This window comes from Flavobacterium polysaccharolyticum (genome assembly GCF_038739875.1).
Classification (GTDB): domain Bacteria; phylum Bacteroidota; class Bacteroidia; order Flavobacteriales; family Flavobacteriaceae; genus Flavobacterium; species Flavobacterium polysaccharolyticum.
In genome coordinates, this window is sequence record NZ_JBCGDP010000026.1 from 28,969 (window position 1) to 48,673 (window position 19,705).

Sequence of the window (19,705 nt, forward strand, 5' to 3'; positions counted from 1 at the left end):
TTTTATCCGTTAAAAAAAATAATAAAATTGTAATATATGAAATTAGAAGATTTTGATAACGACGAAGACAAAGTGATTCAAGACAAATTAAAACGCAAAACATGGAATGAAATTCGCACGAATGATAGCTGGGCGATTTTCAAAATTATGTCCGAATTCGTAAATGGATACGAAACAATGAGTCGAATTGGACCTTGTGTGACTATTTTTGGTTCGGCACGTCTAAAACCTGATACACCTTATTATTTATTGGCAGAAAAAATTGCATATAAAGTCAGTAAAGCTGGTTATGGAATCATTACTGGTGGTGGGCCTGGAATTATGGAGGCTGGAAACAAGGGAGCACATTTGGGCGGTGGAACATCAGTAGGATTGAATATAGAATTGCCGTTTGAGCAACATTTCAATCCGTATATTGACCACGATAAGAACCTGAATTTTGACTATTTCTTCGTGCGCAAAGTGATGTTTGTTAAATATTCACAAGGATTTATCGTGATGCCAGGTGGTTTTGGCACAATGGATGAACTATTTGAAGCAATTACTTTGATTCAGACTAAAAAAATTGGAAAGTTCCCAATTATCTTGGTGGGAACTAGCTTCTGGACTGGATTGATTGATTGGATTAAAAGCGTGTTAGTGGAAAGAGAACATACTGTCAGCGTAGATGATCTGGACTTATTCAAACTCGTAGATACTGAAGATGAAGTGCTAGATGTATTGGATAAGTTTTATAAGAAGTATGATTTGAGTCCAAATTTTTAATAGAAAAACTGTCCTTTCGGACAGTTTTTTTTTACAATTAGTAGTTCATTTCAAGGAGAATATGTATATTTATGAAATGCAGTTTGAATCTGTCATTTTCAAATGAAAACAAGAAATCTAAATGTTTATCTTTAGCCCCGATAGTAGCGGCATCCTTTGTTTTTTTGCAGCAAAAAAACAAAGATATAGCGGATAGCGGGACATTGTTTCCTGAAAAGCCTATTTTTTCTGCTTCAAAAAAAGCAACTCTATTTTAATTGAATGTAAATTTACCCCTAAATCCAATAGCTGTTTGATGCGCCAATTTACTTGTTTATTTTTTTTGTCACTGTTGTTCTTGTCTTTTTCTACAAAAGGCCAACATCATACAAATCTTAAAGCCACAGTAAATTGGACTGCCAAATCACTTTATGTAGAGCAAGAAATCAATTTTAATAATGATAGTGGCGATACCTTAAAAACGATTGTTTTGAACGATTGGAACCACGCTTACTCTGATATATCGACTCCGCTTAGCAAACGTTTTTCTGACGAATTTTATCGCGGTTTTCATTTGTCTAAAAAAGAAGAACGAGGCGGAACTTTTAATTTAAGTATTCGAGATAAAGAACTACAGGAGTTTCTTTGGGAACGTTTGAATAAAAAGCCGGATGTCATTGAAATACAATTAAAAAAACCACTACTTCCAGGCGAAAATCTTATAATTCAACTTAATTACTTGGCCAAAATACCAAGTGATCGATTTACTGGTATTGGCTATTCTGCTAAAAAAATGAACCTGAAAAATTGGTTTTTGTCGCCAGCTCGATATGAAAATCATGCCTTTACAAAAAACAGTAATGCAAACTCAGAAGATATTGCAAACGCATTAAGTTCCTTTGAAGTTATGCTAAAAGTTCCTCTAAATTATGCCGTGACTACAGACTTGATAGCTACAAAAAAAGAATCAGACAGTAACGCTACAAATTATTCTTTGAGTGCTAATAATAGAACTGATTTTAGCCTTTTTGTTGAGGAAAAAAGCAGCTTTACAAACTATAAAAGTGATCTTATTGACATACACACTAACCTTAAAGACAATGCTATAGACCCAATTCAAAAAGCAATTATTATTGATAGAATTGTACATTTTGCAAGAAATGAAATAGGCTTGTATCCACATACTAAAATTACAGTTGCTCAATCTGATTATGAACACAATCAGTTTTATGGATTGAATCAGTTACCCTCTTTTTTGAGTCCATTTAGCAATGAATTTATATTTGAATTGCAGTTTTTAAAAACTTTTTTAAATAATTATCTAAAGAACACTTTACGATTAGATCCCAGAAAAGACAATTGGATTTATGATGGTATACAGATTTATACTATGATGAATTATATTGATACTTACCATCCTGATAGCAAAATGTTTGGAACCATTAGTAAGATAAAACTATTAAAAAGTTACAATCTAGTGAATCTTGATTTTAATGATCAATACAGCTACTTCTATATGCTAATGGCAAGAAAAAATCTAGACCAACCATTAGGTGATCCAAAGAATACATTAATAAAATTCAATGAACAAATTGCAAGTAAATACAGAGCTGGATTGAGTTTTAAGTACTTGAACAATTATTTAAAAGAAGCAACTGTACCTAAAAGCATATTGGCTTTTTATGATTTAAATCAAAGAAAACAAACCAATGGTGATGATTTAATAACTATACTTAAATCGAATACAACAAAAAACATTGACTGGTTTTTTGAGAAAATAATTAACTCAAGAAAATTAATTGATTTTAAATTTGATTTAGTTAGTGAAACAAAAGATAGTATTCGTTTTTCTATCAAAAACAAGACAAATGTTTTTGTTCCTGTTCCAATTTATGGCACAAAAAAAGGAACTGTCGTATTTAGCAAATGGCTTGATATTCCAAAAAATTCAGATACAATTTACACCATCCCAAGAGAAAATGCCGAAAAAATAATTTTGAACTTAAACAATGAAGTTCCCGAATTTAACTTAAGAAATAATTGGAGAAAATTGAATGGTTTTTTTCCAAATAATCGCCCTTTAAAGTTTGTATTCCTGAAAGACTTGGAAGATCCATATTACAATCAAGTATTGTATACTCCAGTTTTAGGATTTAATGTATATGATGGTTTTTCTCCCGGAATTCGTTTTCACAACAAAACGATTTTAAACAAGCCTTTTACATTTGATATGAGTCCGATGTATTCATTAAAAGCGAAGACTTTTTCGGGTTCTGGATTTTTTGTAGTGAATGAGAACTATCGAGACAGCCGTTTATACAATGTTCGCTATTCGCTTGGGGCATCCTACTTTCATTATGCTCCAGATGCTACCTATCTTCGTCTGAATCCAATGATTCAAATGCAAATCAGAGGTAAAGATTTTCGTGACAATCGGAAGCAACTTTTAGTATTTCGTCATGTCATGGTCGATAGAGAGAAAAGCGCGATTGTGGTGGATAATTCCATGCTAAATTATTCGGTTTTTAATGCTAAATATATTAATTCTAAAACGGAAATAACCAATCACTTGAGTTTTTCAACGGATTTACAATTGGCAAAAGAATTTGGTAAAACATCAGTTGAGATTGATTACCGAAAATTGTTTCGAGGCAATCGACAACTGAATTTAAGATTGTTCATTGGTCGTTTTTTGTATAATACTTCTACTAATACTGATTTTTTCAGCTACGCACTAGATCGTCCAACCGATTATTTGTTTGATTACAACTATTACGGACGTTCAGAAAGCACTGGTTTCTTCAGCCGACAATTTATCTTGGCAGAAGGAGGATTTAAATCAAAACTCGATACGCCTTATGCCAACCAATGGTTGACAAGTTTCAACGCTAGCTTCAATGTTTGGAATTGGATCGAACTCTATGGCGATGCTGGTTTTGTCAAAAATAGAGGTACCCAAGCACAATTTGTTTATGATAGTGGCGTTCGATTAAATTTATTAACAGATTATTTCGAACTTTATTTCCCTGTCCATTCCAGTAAAGGATGGGAAATCACGCAACAGAATTATAATCAAAAAATTCGGTTTGTAGTTACGTTAGACCCTAGTAAACTAATCAATCTTTTTACTAGAAAATGGTTTTAAAATCGTTTAAAAATAGATCAAAAAACAACAATTATTTATTTTTTTAATAAAATAGAAAAGAATTACGCAATTACAAAGCCTTAAAAAACCATTTTGATTGAAAATAATTTAATTTTATTTTATTCAACGAATTATGAAAATCACTTGTTTTTAAGTAAGTTTGTATAAAATTACTATCTACAGCATCATGGTAAAAGAAGAACACAACACTACTCTAACTTTTGAAGATTTTAAAACAGAAGTTATAAACGATTACAAATTAGCCATTACCAGTCGCGAATGCAGCCTTTTAGGACGCAAAGAAGTACTTACCGGAAAAGCTAAATTTGGTATTTTTGGTGATGGAAAAGAAGTACCACAATTGGCCATGGCCAAAGCTTTTCAAAATGGGGATTTTCGTTCTGGATATTACCGAGATCAAACTTTTATGATGGCCATAGGCGAGTTAACACCCGTACAATTTTTTGCTGGTCTCTACGGACATACAGATCTAACTTTCGACCCTATGTCGGCTGGAAGACAAATGGGAGGACACTTTGTAACCCACAGCTTAAACGAAGACGGTTCTTGGAAAAACTTAGCCCAACAAAAAAACTCAAGTGCTGATATTTCTCCAACAGCTGGACAAATGCCTAGATTATTAGGATTAGCACAAGCTTCTAAAATATATAGAAATGTTGAGGGCATTACTAATGCCTCTAATTTTTCTACCAATGGAAATGAAATTGCTTGGGGAACTATCGGAAACGCAAGCACCTCCGAAGGTTTATTTTTTGAAACCATTAATGCTGCTGGTGTACTACAGGTACCGATGGTAATGAGTGTTTGGGATGACGAATACGGAATTTCGGTTCATGCTAGACACCAAACAACTAAAGAAAATATTTCTGAAATTCTAAAAGGCTACCAAAGAGACGAAAAAGGCAACGGTTACGAAATTTTCAGAGTAAAAGGATGGGATTATGCAGAATTGATAGCCACTTATGAAAAAGCTGCAGCTATTGCCCGCGAAGAGCATGTCCCTGTTTTAATTCACGTACAAGAACTTACCCAACCACAAGGTCACTCTACTTCTGGTTCTCACGAACGCTACAAAAACAGTGAACGTTTAGGATGGGAAAAAGAATTTGATTGTTTACGTCAAATGCGATTATGGATGATTGCGATCAATATCGCTTCTCCAGAAGAATTGGACACTATTGATTCTGAAGCCAAAAAAGAAGTATTAGAAGCCAAAAAAGAAGCTTGGAACAACTTTATTCAACCCATAATCAACGAGCAAAAAGAACTCATTGCATTATTAGAAAAATTAGCTCCAACAAGCATCAACAAAGACTTTATTTTAAAACATAGCGCCGACTTAAAAGCAATCAAGAATCCTTTGAAAAAAGAAATATTAATTGCTGCAAGAAAGTCATTACGTTTGTTGATTAATCAAAATGGACATAATGAGTTAGCGCAATGGATTTCAAATTACATCGCCACCACACAACCAAAATTCAGCAGTAATCTTCACTCTGAATCTCAATTCAATGTACATTCAGTACAAAAAGTAGCGCCAACATATAACGAAAATACTTCTGCTGACACAGACGGAAGAATGATTTTACGCGATAACTTCGACGCTCTTTTCAACAAATATCCCGAAGTTTTAATTTTCGGAGAAGATGCTGGAACTATTGGAGATGTAAACCAAGGCTTAGAAGGCATGCAAGAAAAATACGGAGAACTTCGCGTGGCCGATACAGGTATTCGTGAAGCAACCATTGTAGGTCAAGGAATCGGAATGGCCTTGAGAGGATTACGTCCGATCGCAGAAATTCAATACTTAGATTATTTACTGTATGCTATTCAAATCATGAGTGATGACTTAGCTACACTTCAATACCGTACCGTTGGAAAACAAAAAGCACCACTTATCGTTCGTACTCGTGGGCATCGTTTAGAAGGAATTTGGCATTCTGGCTCTCCAATGGGAATGATTATCAATGCTGTTAGAGGAATGCATGTGTTGGTTCCAAGAAACATGACGCAAGCTGCAGGCTTTTATAATTCACTCCTAGAATGTGACGAACCTGCTTTGGTAATTGAATGCTTAAATGGCTACCGTTTGAAAGAAGTAGCACCAACTAATTATGGTGAATTCAAAACACCTATTGGAGTCGTAGAAACACTGAAAGAAGGAACCGACATCACTTTGGTTTCTTACGGGTCTACTTTACGTTTAGTACAACAAGCGGCTAACGAACTTTTAGAAGTAGGTATCAATTGTGAAGTTATCGACACTCAGTCATTACTTCCATTTGACTTGAACCATGATATTGTAAAAAGTTTAGCCAAAACAAATCGTCTTTTAGTTGTTGATGAAGATGTTCCAGGAGGAGCTTCTGCTTTTATTCTACAACAAATTATAGAAATTCAAGATGGTTACAAATACTTAGACAGCAAGCCTGAAACACTTACTGCCAAAGCACATCGTCCCGCCTATGGAACAGATGGAGATTATTTTTCAAAACCATCTGCTGAAGATATTTTCGAAAAAGTATACAGCATGATACACGAGAGCAATCCTGCTAAATTCCCAAGTTTGTACTAGAAAATTAATCCTTATAACAAATGCCGTTTCGAATAGGAACGGCATTTTTATTTAAAAAAAATAAACATTCTGTTATACACTTTTTTTATTACTTTTAAAAACTGATAAAAAAAGGAATGAACTCACTTGAACATGTACTACAAAAACTAGAAGGAATAAAAGTAATCGCTCCAGCAGTACCTTATTCTTCATACGTGGGATTAGATTTATCCATTCACAACCAAGAATTAACAAACTATAATCTGAGCACTTCTAATGATTTTGAAAACTATATCGAAAACTATTTAAAAGAAAATCAGGCTAAAATAGCTTATGGCGGATATAACGAAACAAGAAACTTATATAAAAGAAGCCATGTATTCAATACCTCCAAGGAAGAGGAACGCAACATACACATTGGTTTAGACTTATGGACAACTGCTAATACTCCAATTTTAGCGGCTTTAGATGGAAAAATTCACAGTTTTCAATTCAACAATCAATTGGGAGATTATGGGCCAACCATAATACTAGAACATGAAATAGATAGCCATCACTTCTATACCTTATACGGACACTTATCCCTAGAGAGCATTCAAAAACTATCTAAAGGACAAATTATTAAAAAAGGAGAAACAATCGCCACATTAGGAAACGCAAGCGTTAATGGCGATTATGCGCCTCATTTGCACTTTCAAATCATAAAAGACATTCAAGACAAAGAAGGAGATTATCCAGGAGTTTGTAGTCAAAGTACTCTCCCATTTTATTTATCCAATTGCCCAAATCCAAATTTATTACTAAAAATTAAATAAAAAATGCATCCAAACGAACAACTCATCCATCAATTTTATACCGCTTTTCAAAACGGCGACGCACTCACAATGAGCCAATGTTATCATCCCGATATTCAATTTCAAGATCCTGCTTTTGGAATTTTAAAGAAAGAACAACCGAGTATGATGTGGAAAATGCTTTTAGAAAGAGCTAAAGGCACTATAAAAATAAAATATACTGATATAAAAGCAGATGAGTCCTATGGACGAGCAAAATGGGTGGCACATTACACTTTTTCACAAACTAACCGAAAAGTAGTAAATCATATTGCTGCTGAATTTCAATTCAAAGATGGCTTAATATATAAACATACTGACAACTTTAATGTATGGAAATGGTCACAACAAGCTATGGGATGGAAAGGTTTTTTATTAGGATGGACGGGCTTTTTTCAGAAGAAAATTCAAGAAAAAGCACTTTATTCATTAAAAAAATATAGCGAGCGTTAAAAAGTAAAAAAATGGCTATTAAGAATTTTTCTCAATAGCCATTTTTATATGCTTAATAAAATAAAAGTTATTTTACAAAAAGATACTTAGTATATAATAGGTAATTGCTGCTAGCAATGCTGAAATAGGAATAGTTAAAACCCATGCCCACATTAAACTAACCGTTACCCCCCAACGAACAGCAGAAACTCTTTTGGTCAATCCCACGCCAATAATAGAACCTGTAATTGTATGTGTGGTACTTACTGGAATTTTAAGGTGTTCTGTGAAATATAAGGTCAATGCACCTGCTGTTTCGGCAGCAACTCCTTCGAAGGATGATACTTTAGTGATTTTGGATCCCATTGTTTTCACAATTTTCCAACCACCACTTAAGGTACCAGCTGCAATAGCAGAATAACATGCTAGCGGAATCCAAGATGGCATCGCCCCACTTATTCCTTTATCTTCGTTAGGCAAAATCACATTTAACCATTCTGGCAAGGATTCTTGAGCCACACCACTTGTGTGAATATATACCGCAACTGCTGCCGCAATAATTCCCATTACTTTTTGAGAATCATTACCTCCGTGTCCTAAGCTAAATGCAGCAGAAGAAAGCAATTGAAACTTTTTAAGCCATGAATTCGCTTGATGAATATTCAAACTACTAAATATCAAACAAAAAGAACTAATAGACAAAATAATAAAAGCTACTAATAACCATTTGATATTGTGTGCTTCAAAAGCTACGCTCCAAAAGTGTGAATCAAATCTAGGTTTTTCTATATCAGCATAATATTTCATTTGCTTCTCAACAAACCAAACAGTTACTGCCATAATTGACAAAGTAAATATTTTTGGGTATATGCTTTTCTTCGAAGAATTTAATAACCAAATTGAAATTAAATAAGAAATCAAAGCTCCCAATAAAGGCGCTAAAACAATAAATGCTATAACTATTAAAACACCAGAAGGCAAACCTCCGTCTTTTCCTTCTTTGAACCATGTCACTACACCAAAACCAGCATGAGCAATCGCTGCACCCGCAAAACCACCTATCAAAGTATGTGAAGAACTAGAAGGAATCCCCAACCACCATGTTAGTAAGTTCCAACAAATCGCTGCTATAACTCCAGCTAATATAACCACCAGATTTATATCCATTGTGCTCGCGGTCTTTGCAACAGTGTCTGCTACTCCAAAACCAAAAACCCAATACGCCAAAAAGTTAAAGAAAGCTGCCCATAATACAGCCTGAAAAGGAGAAAGGACCTTTGTCGCAACAACAGTAGCAATTGCATTAGCAGCATCATGAAAACCATTGATGTAATCAAAGATTAATGCTAAAACAATGATAATTATTAATAAAGTAAATTCCATAATTGTATTTTCTATAGGAAATAAATAAATTTACGAGTGTTTCACAGTGATGGATTCCAAAACACTAGCTACACTCTTACATTTATCCGTAGCAGTTTCTAATACAGAAAGTACTTCTTTATATTTAATAATATTTTTTACGTCCGTTTCGTTTTCAAAAATTTCAAAAACAGCTTTATTGTATACGTTATCCGACTTGTTCTCTAATTTGTTGATTTTAGCACAAGCCGTTGTGATCGTTTGCATTCGCTCTAAATTCTTCAATTCCTTTACAGCTTCATCTATATGCTGACAAGCTTCTAAATTGATTTCTGTTAATTTACGAATAGATTTCGTGATTTTATCTACTTGATACAAGCGCATTCTACTAGCTGCGCCATGTAAATTATCTGCTACGTTATCAATCGAAGTAATTAAAGAGTGAATATCTTCTCTATCAAATGGGGTAATAAAATTTCTACTTAATTCTAAATTGGTTTGACGAGTTATATCTTCGCCACGTTGTTCTAATTCATCAATTTTCAAGAACAAAACTTCTCTTTCTTTTAAGGGTAAGTTTACTGCTTCATGCAAATTCGTTGCTAATTCAATTAAATTGCTTGATGCTTCTTCGAATAAAGGAAAAAACTTTTTGTCCTTTGGTACTAAAAATTGGAAAACACTATTTAACGTCATTTTGTGAGGATTTTAGAATTGCAAAATTAGTTCATTATTTTAAGTCGATGTTAACTTAAGGTTAACAAATCATCTTCAATATGAAAACTATTAAGAAACAAAATCGTTTTTTCGATGTCGTAATGCAATATCCTATCTTCTCTAACAAAAGGAACTTCTTCTCGGTAAGAAGCTAAAAACATTTCAATAAATTCACTGGACTGCAAAGGCCTTCTAAATGCAATTGCTTGTGAAGCATTCATCAACTCAATAGCTAAGATGCGTTCTAAATTATCCATAATTCGCAAGCATTTTGTAGCTCCGTTAGCCCCCATGCTCACATGATCTTCTTGCCCATTACTAGAAACAATACTATCAATACTTGAAGGAGTAGCCAATTGCTTATTTTGACTAGCAATACTTGCTGCCGTATATTGTGGAATCATAAAACCCGAATTCAATCCCGGATTATCCACTAAAAATGCAGGAAGATTTCGTAATCCAGAAATCAATTGATAGGTTCTACGTTCAGAAATACTTCCTAATTCAGCCAAAGCAATCGCCATAAAATCTAAAGCTAATGCCAAAGGCTGTCCATGGAAATTCCCACCAGAAATAATTTGGTCACTTTCGATAAAAATATTGGGGTTATCAGTAACCGAATTGATTTCGGTCTTAAATACTTTCTTCACATACTCCATGGCGTCTTTGGAAGCACCGTGCACTTGCGGAATACAGCGAAAGGAATAAGGATCTTGCACATGAGATTTGGGTTGCGCGATAATTTCACTTCCCTCTAAAAAATCTTTCATGCGCTGAGCTGTCACGATTTGACCTTTATGAGGGCGAATAAAATGAATCAATTCATTAAAAGGTTCCATTCGTCCATCAAAAGCTTCTAGAGAAATCGCACCGATTAAATCAGCAAAATAAGAAAACTTATACCCTTTAATCAAAATATGAGCACCATAAGCCGCCATAAATTGAGTCCCATTCAACAACGCCAAACCTTCTTTGGATTGTAAAACGATAGGCTCCCATTTGAAGGCCGCCAGTACCTCGCTAGAATGGACTTTTTTTCCTTTATAATATACCTCGCCTTCTCCAAGCAAAGGCAAAGATAAATGCGCTAATGGCGCCAGATCTCCGGAAGCACCCAGTGAACCCAGCGTATACACCACAGGATAAATTCCATTGTTATAAAAATCAACCAAACGCTCAACAGTTTGCAATTGGACTCCTGAGTGGCCATAACTTAAGGATTGAATTTTGAGCAGCAACATCAATTGAACGATAGCTGCAGGCACTTCTTCACCTGAACCACAAGCATGCGATTTTACTAAATTCTCTTGTAGTTTTGATAAATTTTCATTTGATATCTTAACGTTGCACAAGGAACCAAAACCAGTGTTAATCCCATAAATAGGTTCTGTATGGGTGGCCATTTTTTTATCCAAGAAATCCCTACATTTCTGAATGTTTACTTTGGCCTCTTCAGACAAAGCAATGTTTTTTTGAAAAGCTACGATCTCTTGAAGTACTTCAAAAGTAAGGAGTTCAGTAGAAATATAATGCGTATTATCCATTTTAAGAATCGTTTAAGTGTCAAAATTGAATAAATTCACATTAAAAACCAACTGAAAATAGAAATAATTAAAAAAAAGAATAAACATTTTTAACACACTACTTCCTTCATCAGAAGAACACAGTTTTCATCTTGTAATACATAAGCTTCATTTTTTTTTAAAAACCTCAGATACAATACTTCAAATAAGGCTATTCGACTTCTTCAAACTTATTCCTATCTAATTTCATTGAAAACTGCCTACTACTTTTAGCTTTTAAACACTTGATATATCCAAAAATATCACAACCATCTATCGTTAAAAATAAATTAAATACAATTTTAAGAGGATTGATTCATGATTATTAAAATATTCGCAAAAAGAATAAACAGTTCTAAATCTTTACAAAAAAACTGTACTTTTGAAAAATCAAAATGAAAAAAAATAACAGCACATACTCAATACAACTAACAACGCCAACTGGGGTTGCTTTTGCTGTTACCACTACTACAACAACTACCACTACTACCCTTTAGGGGTATACTTTATTACATATCATCCGTTTATCATCCCATCTATTTATATAGAAAATAGACTTTTGGGAGGCAGCAAACCTTAGCATTCAATTACATAAAATAAAAATAAAAATGAGAGTATTAAAATTTGGCGGAACATCTGTAGCCAATGCCGATAATATCAAATTAGTCTTAGCCATCATTGCACAAAAAGCCGAAAAAGAACCTTTGGCTGTAGTAGTATCTGCTTTGAGCAAAGTAACCGATTTGTTACAACTCGCCGCTTCCAAAGCTGCACAAAACGACGAAAGTTTCAGAGACATTGTTTTAGAAATAGAAAAAAAACACCTAGATACTTTAAAACAATTAATTCCTGTTAGCGAACAAAGTGCTTTGTTGAGTCACATCAAGCGCATCATTAATCATTTAGAAACATTGTTGGATGGTTGTTTCTTATTGGGCGAATTATCCCCTAGAACTTCGGATACAATTTTGAGTTTTGGTGAATTGTTGTCATCATTTATTATCGCGGAGGCTTTGAAACAAAAGTTAAAAAATACTAACTACAAAGACAGTCGCGAATTAATCAAAACCAATGCTGTGTTTGGAAAAGCCACTGTAAATTTCGAACTGAGCAATGCTTTAATTCAAAATTATTTCGAAAATAATGATGCACAAGTGGTGCTACTTCCAGGATTTATCGCAGCTACCGAAGATGGTATCACCACTACTTTAGGACGTGGCGGATCAGATTATACCGCTGCAATTTTTGCTGGTGCTTTGTCTGTGGACGAATTAGAAATTTGGACTGATGTAAACGGAATGTACACTGCCAACCCTAAACTCGTAAAACAAGCACAACCCATCGCAACTATTTCCTATCAAGAAGCCATGGAATTGTCGCATTTTGGCGCCAAAGTATTGTATCCACCAACCATACAACCCGTTTTACAGAAAAACATCCCCATTTGGATAAAAAACACTTTTGAGCCCCAAGCCGAGGGTACTTTAATTTCCAATTCCGTTGCTGCGAATGGAACACCAGTAAAAGGAATCAGCCATATCGATAACATTACACTTATTACGCTCGAAGGCTCAGGAATGATTGGTGTAGCGGGTTCTTCCAAACGCCTTTTTGAAGTATTATCAAATGAAAAAATCAATGTTATTTTCATTACACAAGCTTCTTCTGAGCATTCAATTTGTATCGGTATTCAAAATTCAGATGCCGAAACCGCAGAAATCGCTATCAACAAAGCTTTCGAAATAGAAATTGCTCAAAACAAAGTTGAACCTTGTATTGTTGAAAAAAACCTATGCATTATTGCTTTGGTCGGCGAAAACATGAAAAATCACCAAGGACTTAGCGGACGTATGTTTAGCACTTTAGGAAAAAACAATGTCAATATTCGTGCAATCGCACAAGGGGCTTCTGAAAGAAATATATCTGTGGTAATCAATGAAAGAGATGTCAAGAAAGCACTAAACACTTTGCACGAAAACTTCTTTGAAGAAAACACCAAACAGCTCAACTTGTTTGTCATGGGTGTGGGTAACGTGGGTGAAAAATTCATGGAGCAAATCCACCAACAAAAGAAATTCCTAAAAGAAAATTTAAAAATCAATTTGCGTGTCGTTGCTGTTTCGAATTCAAAAAAAATGTATTTTGATGAAGAAGGCATGTCCCTCAAAGATTGGCCTTCACTTTTAGTAAATGGTGAAGTTAGCAATGCTGAAGCCTTTGTATCCAGAGTAAAAGAACTCAATTTACGCAACAGCATTTTTGTAGACATTACTGCCAACGAAAAGGTAGCACAATTGTATGAACATTTCTTAAAACAAAATGTAGCCGTGGTGACTTGCAATAAAATTGCTTGTTCTTCGGCTTATGCCAACTACCAGAACCTTAAAAATTTATCTCGAAAATACAATGCTCCCTTTTTATTCGAAACCAATGTAGGCGCTGGATTACCTATCATCGATACGGTTAAAAATTTAATCGCTTCTGGAGATAAAGTACACAAAATACAAGCCGTTTTATCGGGTAGTTTGAACTTTATTTTCAATAATTTTAATGAAAACAACCCTTTTGATGAAGTAGTAAAAGAAGCTGGAATACAAGGATTTACAGAACCCGATCCTAAAATCGATTTGAGCGGTGTTGATGTAGCCAGAAAGATTCTGATTCTCATCCGAGAAAGCGGATATCAAATGGAAATTGAAGACATAGAAAATCTTTCTTTCTTACCGGAAGAATGTATGAATACGACTAACAACGACGATTTTTTCAAATCCTTAGTTACTCATGCATCGCATTTTCAACAGCTATTAAAAGAAGCCAACGAAAAAGAAGCTCGTCTCAAATTTGTAGCGCAATTCGAAAACGGCAAAGCCAATGTTGGATTACAATGCATCGCCAAAGATCATCCGTTTTATAACCTAGAAGGAAAAGACAATATCGTGTTATTCTACACCGATCGTTATGTAGACCAACCGTTATTGATTAAGGGCGCTGGTGCAGGTGCCGCCGTTACAGCATCTGGAATTTTTGCCGATGTCATTCGAATTGGAAATGTGTAGCCCCCTAGCCCCCAAATGGGGGAATTTCGTAAAGCTTAAAATAAATATTAACTAATAAATCCTCTGTACTCCTCCCTTTTGGGGAGGTCGGGAGGGGCTGACTTATGAAAGAAATAAAACTATTTTGCCCGGCTACTATCGCTAATCTTTCTTGTGGATTTGATGTCTTGGGCTTGTGTTTGGCTACGGCAGGCGACGAAATGATTGTGCGAACTGCTACCGAAAAAGGCGTTCGCATCACCAAAATCGTAGGTGCCGATTTGCCTTTAGAAACCGAAAAAAATGTAGCTGGAGTTGCTGCTTTGGCGCTGCTAGAAGCTTTCGAAACAGAAATAGGTTTTGAAATCGAAATCTATAAAAACATAAAAGCCGGAAGCGGCATTGGAAGTAGCGCTGCGAGTTCAGCAGGAGCCGTTTTTGGAATTAATGAATTGTTAGGCCGACCATTTTCCCGAAAGGAATTGGTGCAATTTGCCATGCAAGGCGAAAAACTAGCCAGTGGTAATGCCCATGCCGACAATGTAGCGCCTTGCCTTTTGGGTGGTTTTACTTTAGTGCGAAGTGCTACCCCATTAGACATTATCAAAATCGACAGTCCTTCAGAATTATACGCCACAGTAGTTCATCCACAAATTGAACTCAAAACTTCGGATGCGCGGTCGGTTTTAAAGCAAACCGTTTCCCTAAAAAGTGCCATTACCCAATGGGGGAATGTGGGTGGTTTAGTCGCAGGATTGTACACTCAGGATTACGAACTTATTGGGCGTTCATTACATGACGAAATCATCGAACCGGTGCGCAGTATGTTGATTCCAGGTTTTGATGCCATCAAACAAACCGCATACGAAAACGGTGCTTTGGGCTCTGGAATTTCGGGTTCTGGTCCTTCTATTTTTGCGTTAAGTAAAGGTGAAATCAATGCCCAAAAAATAGCCGATGCCATGAGTAAAGTTTATGAAGAAATGAAGTTGCCCTACGAGATTCACGTGTCGAAAATCAACCCTGAGGGAGTAACCATAATAGCATAGCCCCTAACCCCCAAAGAGGGAATACAGTTTTATGCAAGCAAAAGAACAAACCATAAACTAATCACCAAGAACTAAGGACTAACAACTAAGAACTAAGGACTAATTACTAAAAATGAAATACTACAGTTTAAACCATAATGCACCCAACGTTTCTTTTGAAGAGGCGGTGGTACAAGGATTGGCCTCCGATAAAGGCTTATATTTCCCAGAATCGATTCGCCCTTTGACGTCCGATTTTTTTAACAACATCGAAGATCTATCTCACGAGGAGATTGCTTTTCAAGCCATTCAACAATTTGTAGGTGACGAAATTCCAGCCGACACTTTACGCCAAATTATAGCCGAAACCCTTTGCTTCGATTTTCCAGTAGTCGAGGTCGAAAACGGTATTTATTCGTTAGAATTATTTCACGGCCCAACGATGGCGTTCAAAGATGTGGGAGCGCGTTTTATGTCGCGTTGCATCGCTTATTTTAACCGAAACGATCCATCGAAAAAGAACACCGTATTGGTAGCTACTTCTGGTGATACGGGTGGTGCCGTGGCCAGTGGTTTTTTGGGCGTGGCAGGAGTAGATGTCGTAATTTTGTATCCATCAGGTAAGGTGAGCGACATTCAAGAACGCCAATTGACCACTTTGGGACAAAACATCAAAGCACTCGAAGTCGAAGGTGTTTTTGACGATTGTCAGGACATGGTCAAAAAAGCATTTTTGGATCCTGAATTAGCTGCTGTTCATTTAACTTCTGCCAATTCCATCAACATTGCACGTTGGTTACCCCAAATGTTCTACTTTTTCTTTGCCTACAAAGCCTTGAAACAACACCAAAAACCCTTGGTATTTTCTTGTCCGAGTGGGAATTTTGGCAACATTTGCGCAGGTATCATTGCCAAGAAATTAGGTTTACCTATAGAGCACTTTGTGGCCGCAACCAATGCCAACGATACCGTACCGCGTTTCTTAGAAAATGGCGTATATGACCCAAAACCTTCCATCGCTACTATTTCGAATGCTATGGATGTGGGCAATCCTAGTAATTTTGTGCGCATACAAGAAATGTATCAAAATGATTTGAAGCAATTCGAAAAAGACTTTTCGTCCTACACCTTTAGCGATGCCGCCACACTCGAGGCCATGAAAACTATTCAGCAACAAAAAGGCTACATCGCAGAACCTCACGGTGCGGTAGGCTATTTAGGCTTGAAAAAAGAACTACAAAATCATTCCAATGCTCTTGGGATTTTCCTCGAAACCGCCCACCCTATCAAGTTTTTAGATATCGTCGAGCCAGCATTAGGAGTGACTCTACCCATTCCGTCTCAAATAGAAAGCGTCTTAAACAAAGATAAAATAAGCACCAAAATCAACACCTACGAGGTATTGAAAGCGTTTTTACAAAACCAATAATTCCACCACTACCCTATTCATAAGCGATTTCTGTAAAGGAGTCGCTTTTTTTTAGGAGCTTAATCCTGCTGTCCGTTATAATCTCCGCCTCGGTTGGCTTTTTTGGCTGGGACGCAAAGGAGCTTCTTAGGTCGCTCTTTCCGTCCCGCCAAAAAATAGCCATCCGAGCCAGAGGATTTCCACTCCCATCAGGGCTAGGGAAGTTAGAAAGTAGAAGTTAGAAGGCAGAAAATAGAAGGCAGAAAATAGAAAATAGAAATTAGAAGTTAGAACTCTAATCCGTTATCCATAGCACACACTAAGGACTAAGGACTTTTCACTAAGGACTAATCACTAATTACTTTTTTTACCATCTTTAACTCTCTAATTATAAGCCTTATGCTCTGGAAAGCCCAATTGATTACCCACCGAAAAGAAAAAAGAATAGCTGTTTTTTTCGAAAAAGACGCAGAATTAATCTCCCGCATCAAACAACTCGAAGGTTCCCGTTGGAGTCAAACTTTAGGCGTTTGGCATTTGCCAGATACCTTTGAGTATCGGATAAAATTTAAAATTCATTCTACCCCAAAAGTGCTCCCTTCAACCGAAGGTATTTTGCATATCCAAAAATTCAAACACTGGTTATTATCCAAACGGTATAGTGATCGTACCATTACCACTTACACCGAGGCATTAAAAGTATTCTTATCATTCTATCGCGAAAAGCCAATAACAACGATCACCAATGATGATGTTATTCGTTTCAATAATGAATACATTTTGGAGCATCAATTGTCCTCCTCTTATCAAAATCAAATGGTGAACGCCATCAAACTCTATTTTGCCACTATAATCGAATCAAAAATTGAAATGGATAAAATTCATCGCCCAAAAAGAGAAAAAGTACTTCCCAATGTACTGAGTAAAGAAGAAGTAAAACTGATTCTCAATGCCCATAGCAATCGCAAACACAAAATGATGTTGAGTTTAATTTACGCCTGTGGATTGCGTTGCGGTGAATTATTAGCACTCCAACCTTTACATATTGACTCTAAAAGAAACATCATAATGATCAAAAATGCCAAAGGAAAAAAAGATAGAATCGTTCCTTTATCCCCAAAAATATTAGTCCTGCTTCGGGACTATTATACGACATTCAAACCACAAACTTATTTATTTGAAGGCAACATCAAAGGACAGCCCTATGATAGTCGGAGCTTACAACAAGTTATGAAACAAGCCCTTGTTAAAGCTGGCATTACAAAACCTGCAACTTTGCATTGGTTACGACACAGTTTTGCTACCCATTTATTAGAAAGCGGAACAGATTTACGCTATATTCAAGAATTATTGGGTCACAATAGCAGTAAAACCACCGAAATATACACACATGTTAGTACTAAAAGTATTCAGCAAATTAAAAGTCCATTTGATTATTTGTAGGATAATAATTAAAATGTATATTTACCAAGTGTACAAAAGTATACGCTACTGAATAGCGCATTTGCCTTGCATTATGGCGGTATAGTCGCTATAAAGTAGCGACTATATACTAGTTGGCAGTAATTTAAAAAAACACCATTGGAAAAAAGATATCAAGTATTTGTAAGTTCAACTTACCAAGATTTAATAGAAGAAAGAATAGAAGTTATACAAGCCTTATTAGAGCTTGATTGTATACCTGTTGGTATGGAATATTTTCCAGCTGCTGATGAAACCCAATGGGATTTTATCAAAAAACTTATTGATGAATCAGATTATTATATTGTAATTGTTGCTGGAAAATATGGATCAGAAGATGAAAAAGGTGTAAGTTATACTCAAAAAGAATATGAATATGCTTTAAGTAAAAATATACCAATCATCGGTTTTTTACACAGAAATATAGACAACCTTCCTAGTCTTAAAACAGAAAAGGACAAAAAGAAAATTGAAAAACTTGACACTTTTAAAGAAATAGTTAAAAGAAAATTATGTAAATTTTGGGAAACTCCACAAGAATTGGGAGCAGTTGTAAGTAGAAGTGTAAGTCAAGCTAAAAAAAATTACCCAAGGATTGGTTGGATAAGAGCTGATTTAGCTAGCGAAACATCAGAAAAAGAAATCGTTCAATTGTATAAAAAAATTGAGTTTTTAGAAAATCAATTAAGTCAAAACTTAAATTTAAATCAAGCAAAAGTTGACAATTTAGCTGATGGAAATGAAGAAATTGAAATTTCTATAGATATCACTTCAGGCAGTTGGAACAGCCCTAAAATAGAAAGAAAAAAAATTATTTTAACTTGGAACAAAGTTGCATATTATATTTTTCCTAAACTCGTTGAACAAATTACAGAAAGTTCTTTTAAAGCAAGCATAACAACTTTTTTAAAAGAATACTATCTTAATGAAAACAGTAATGTAAAATTAGACGGTAATTTGAGAATTTCTTCATCAAATGAATTTTATGATACATTAAAAATTCAATTCCAACTTTTGGAATTAATCAAACTTTTTGATGTTGAAACAACCAAAGACAATAAAACAAAATTAGTAAAAATGGTTACTCTAACAGAAAAAGGAAAAGAAAAGTTAATAAGTCTTCGAGCAGTGATAAAAAAATAATAAACTACTGCCAACAAGCGTTTGGCAAGATTGCGAATTTTGTAGTAAATTCACATTTACTTTTCGCAAGAAATTTTATCTTTGATAGAAAATAATCGGTTCCGAAGTTCGCAACCTCGCCAATCGCTGGAACGTGTGTGACTTGAACAACAACGTAGTTGTTGATGCTTTAAAACAGATGATAGTAGGTCTATCAGTGACGACTTTCAGGAGTAGTTACTAAACCACTTTGTGCTGCATTATTAGGAAACTGTAATGTG

13 protein-coding genes are annotated in these 19,705 nt (G+C 35.3%); 10 read left to right on the top strand and 3 right to left on the bottom strand.

From position 1 onward, the window contains the following. Positions 1–36 precede the first annotated feature (36 nt). From WFZ86_RS18460 to WFZ86_RS18480, 5 genes are all read left to right on the top strand, one after another. A complete protein-coding gene (locus WFZ86_RS18460) occupies positions 37–765 on the top strand; it encodes an LOG family protein (RefSeq protein ID WP_342693305.1) in 729 nt (242 codons plus the stop codon). Between the two features lie 337 nt (positions 766–1,102). After that, positions 1,103–3,889: a gluzincin family metallopeptidase gene (locus WFZ86_RS18465; RefSeq protein ID WP_342693306.1), complete on the top strand. Its 2,787-nt coding sequence runs from the start codon at positions 1,103–1,105 to the stop codon at positions 3,887–3,889. Positions 3,890–4,076: 187 nt separating this feature from the next. Continuing rightward, positions 4,077–6,485 carry an alpha-ketoacid dehydrogenase subunit alpha/beta gene (locus tag WFZ86_RS18470; protein ID WP_342693307.1) on the top strand — a complete coding sequence of 803 codons (2,409 nt, stop codon included), beginning with the start codon at positions 4,077–4,079 and terminating at the stop codon, positions 6,483–6,485. Positions 6,486–6,601: 116 nt separating this feature from the next. After that, positions 6,602–7,279: a peptidoglycan DD-metalloendopeptidase family protein gene (locus tag WFZ86_RS18475; RefSeq protein WP_342693308.1), complete on the top strand. Its 678-nt coding sequence runs from the start codon at positions 6,602–6,604 to the stop codon at positions 7,277–7,279. A 3-nt stretch (positions 7,280–7,282) separates the two neighbouring features. After that, positions 7,283–7,750 (top strand): nuclear transport factor 2 family protein, encoded by a 468-nt coding sequence (locus WFZ86_RS18480; protein WP_342693309.1) that lies wholly within the window; start codon positions 7,283–7,285, stop codon positions 7,748–7,750. Between the two features lie 72 nt (positions 7,751–7,822). Here the strand turns inward: WFZ86_RS18480 and WFZ86_RS18485 are convergent, their stop codons facing one another. Genes WFZ86_RS18485 through hutH form a run of 3 tightly spaced genes read right to left on the bottom strand, consistent with a single transcriptional unit; the run spans position 7,823 to position 11,352 of the window. Further along, entirely contained in the window at positions 7,823–9,112 is a 1,290-nt protein-coding gene (locus tag WFZ86_RS18485) for an inorganic phosphate transporter (RefSeq protein ID WP_342693310.1), read from the bottom strand. Between the two features lie 30 nt (positions 9,113–9,142). Continuing rightward, on the bottom strand, positions 9,143–9,787 hold the full coding sequence (locus WFZ86_RS18490) for a DUF47 domain-containing protein (RefSeq protein ID WP_342693311.1): 645 nt from the start codon (positions 9,785–9,787) through the stop codon (positions 9,143–9,145). Between the two features lie 50 nt (positions 9,788–9,837). Beyond that, a complete protein-coding gene (hutH, locus tag WFZ86_RS18495; protein ID WP_342693312.1) occupies positions 9,838–11,352 on the bottom strand; it encodes a histidine ammonia-lyase in 1,515 nt (504 codons plus the stop codon). Between the two features lie 626 nt (positions 11,353–11,978). Here hutH and thrA point away from each other — a divergent pair. The 5 genes from thrA (at position 11,979) to WFZ86_RS18520 (ending at position 19,445) form a co-directional block, all read left to right on the top strand. After that, positions 11,979–14,426 (top strand): bifunctional aspartate kinase/homoserine dehydrogenase I, encoded by a 2,448-nt coding sequence (thrA, locus tag WFZ86_RS18500; protein WP_342693313.1) that lies wholly within the window; start codon positions 11,979–11,981, stop codon positions 14,424–14,426. Between the two features lie 104 nt (positions 14,427–14,530). Further along, complete coding sequence (locus tag WFZ86_RS18505) at positions 14,531–15,454, top strand: homoserine kinase (protein ID WP_342693314.1); 924 nt, start codon at positions 14,531–14,533, stop codon at positions 15,452–15,454. Between the two features lie 112 nt (positions 15,455–15,566). Further along, positions 15,567–16,862 (top strand): threonine synthase, encoded by a 1,296-nt coding sequence (gene thrC / locus WFZ86_RS18510; protein WP_342693315.1) that lies wholly within the window; start codon positions 15,567–15,569, stop codon positions 16,860–16,862. 378 nt (positions 16,863–17,240) lie between these two features. Then, positions 17,241–18,284 carry a tyrosine-type recombinase/integrase gene (locus WFZ86_RS18515; RefSeq protein WP_342693316.1) on the top strand — a complete coding sequence of 348 codons (1,044 nt, stop codon included), beginning with the start codon at positions 17,241–17,243 and terminating at the stop codon, positions 18,282–18,284. 138 nt (positions 18,285–18,422) lie between these two features. Further along, positions 18,423–19,445 (top strand): DUF4062 domain-containing protein, encoded by a 1,023-nt coding sequence (locus WFZ86_RS18520; RefSeq protein WP_342693317.1) that lies wholly within the window; start codon positions 18,423–18,425, stop codon positions 19,443–19,445. Positions 19,446–19,705 lie beyond the last annotated feature (260 nt).

What these genes read in the sequence shown, in the direction of transcription:
- WFZ86_RS18460 (WP_342693305.1), top strand. Translation starts at nt 37, where the DNA reads ATGAAATTAGAAGATTTTGATAACGACGAAGACAAAGTGATTCAAGAC.
- WFZ86_RS18470 (WP_342693307.1), top strand. Translation starts at nt 4,077, where the DNA reads ATGGTAAAAGAAGAACACAACACTACTCTAACTTTTGAAGATTTTAAA.
- WFZ86_RS18475 (WP_342693308.1), top strand. Translation starts at nt 6,602, where the DNA reads ATGAACTCACTTGAACATGTACTACAAAAACTAGAAGGAATAAAAGTA.
- WFZ86_RS18480 (WP_342693309.1), top strand. Translation starts at nt 7,283, where the DNA reads ATGCATCCAAACGAACAACTCATCCATCAATTTTATACCGCTTTTCAA.
- WFZ86_RS18485 (WP_342693310.1), bottom strand. Translation starts at nt 9,112, where the DNA reads ATGGAATTTACTTTATTAATAATTATCATTGTTTTAGCATTAATCTTT.
- WFZ86_RS18490 (WP_342693311.1), bottom strand. Translation starts at nt 9,787, where the DNA reads ATGACGTTAAATAGTGTTTTCCAATTTTTAGTACCAAAGGACAAAAAG.
- hutH (WP_342693312.1), bottom strand. Translation starts at nt 11,352, where the DNA reads ATGGATAATACGCATTATATTTCTACTGAACTCCTTACTTTTGAAGTA.
- thrA (WP_342693313.1), top strand. Translation starts at nt 11,979, where the DNA reads ATGAGAGTATTAAAATTTGGCGGAACATCTGTAGCCAATGCCGATAAT.
- WFZ86_RS18505 (WP_342693314.1), top strand. Translation starts at nt 14,531, where the DNA reads ATGAAAGAAATAAAACTATTTTGCCCGGCTACTATCGCTAATCTTTCT.
- thrC (WP_342693315.1), top strand. Translation starts at nt 15,567, where the DNA reads ATGAAATACTACAGTTTAAACCATAATGCACCCAACGTTTCTTTTGAA.
- WFZ86_RS18515 (WP_342693316.1), top strand. Translation starts at nt 17,241, where the DNA reads ATGCTCTGGAAAGCCCAATTGATTACCCACCGAAAAGAAAAAAGAATA.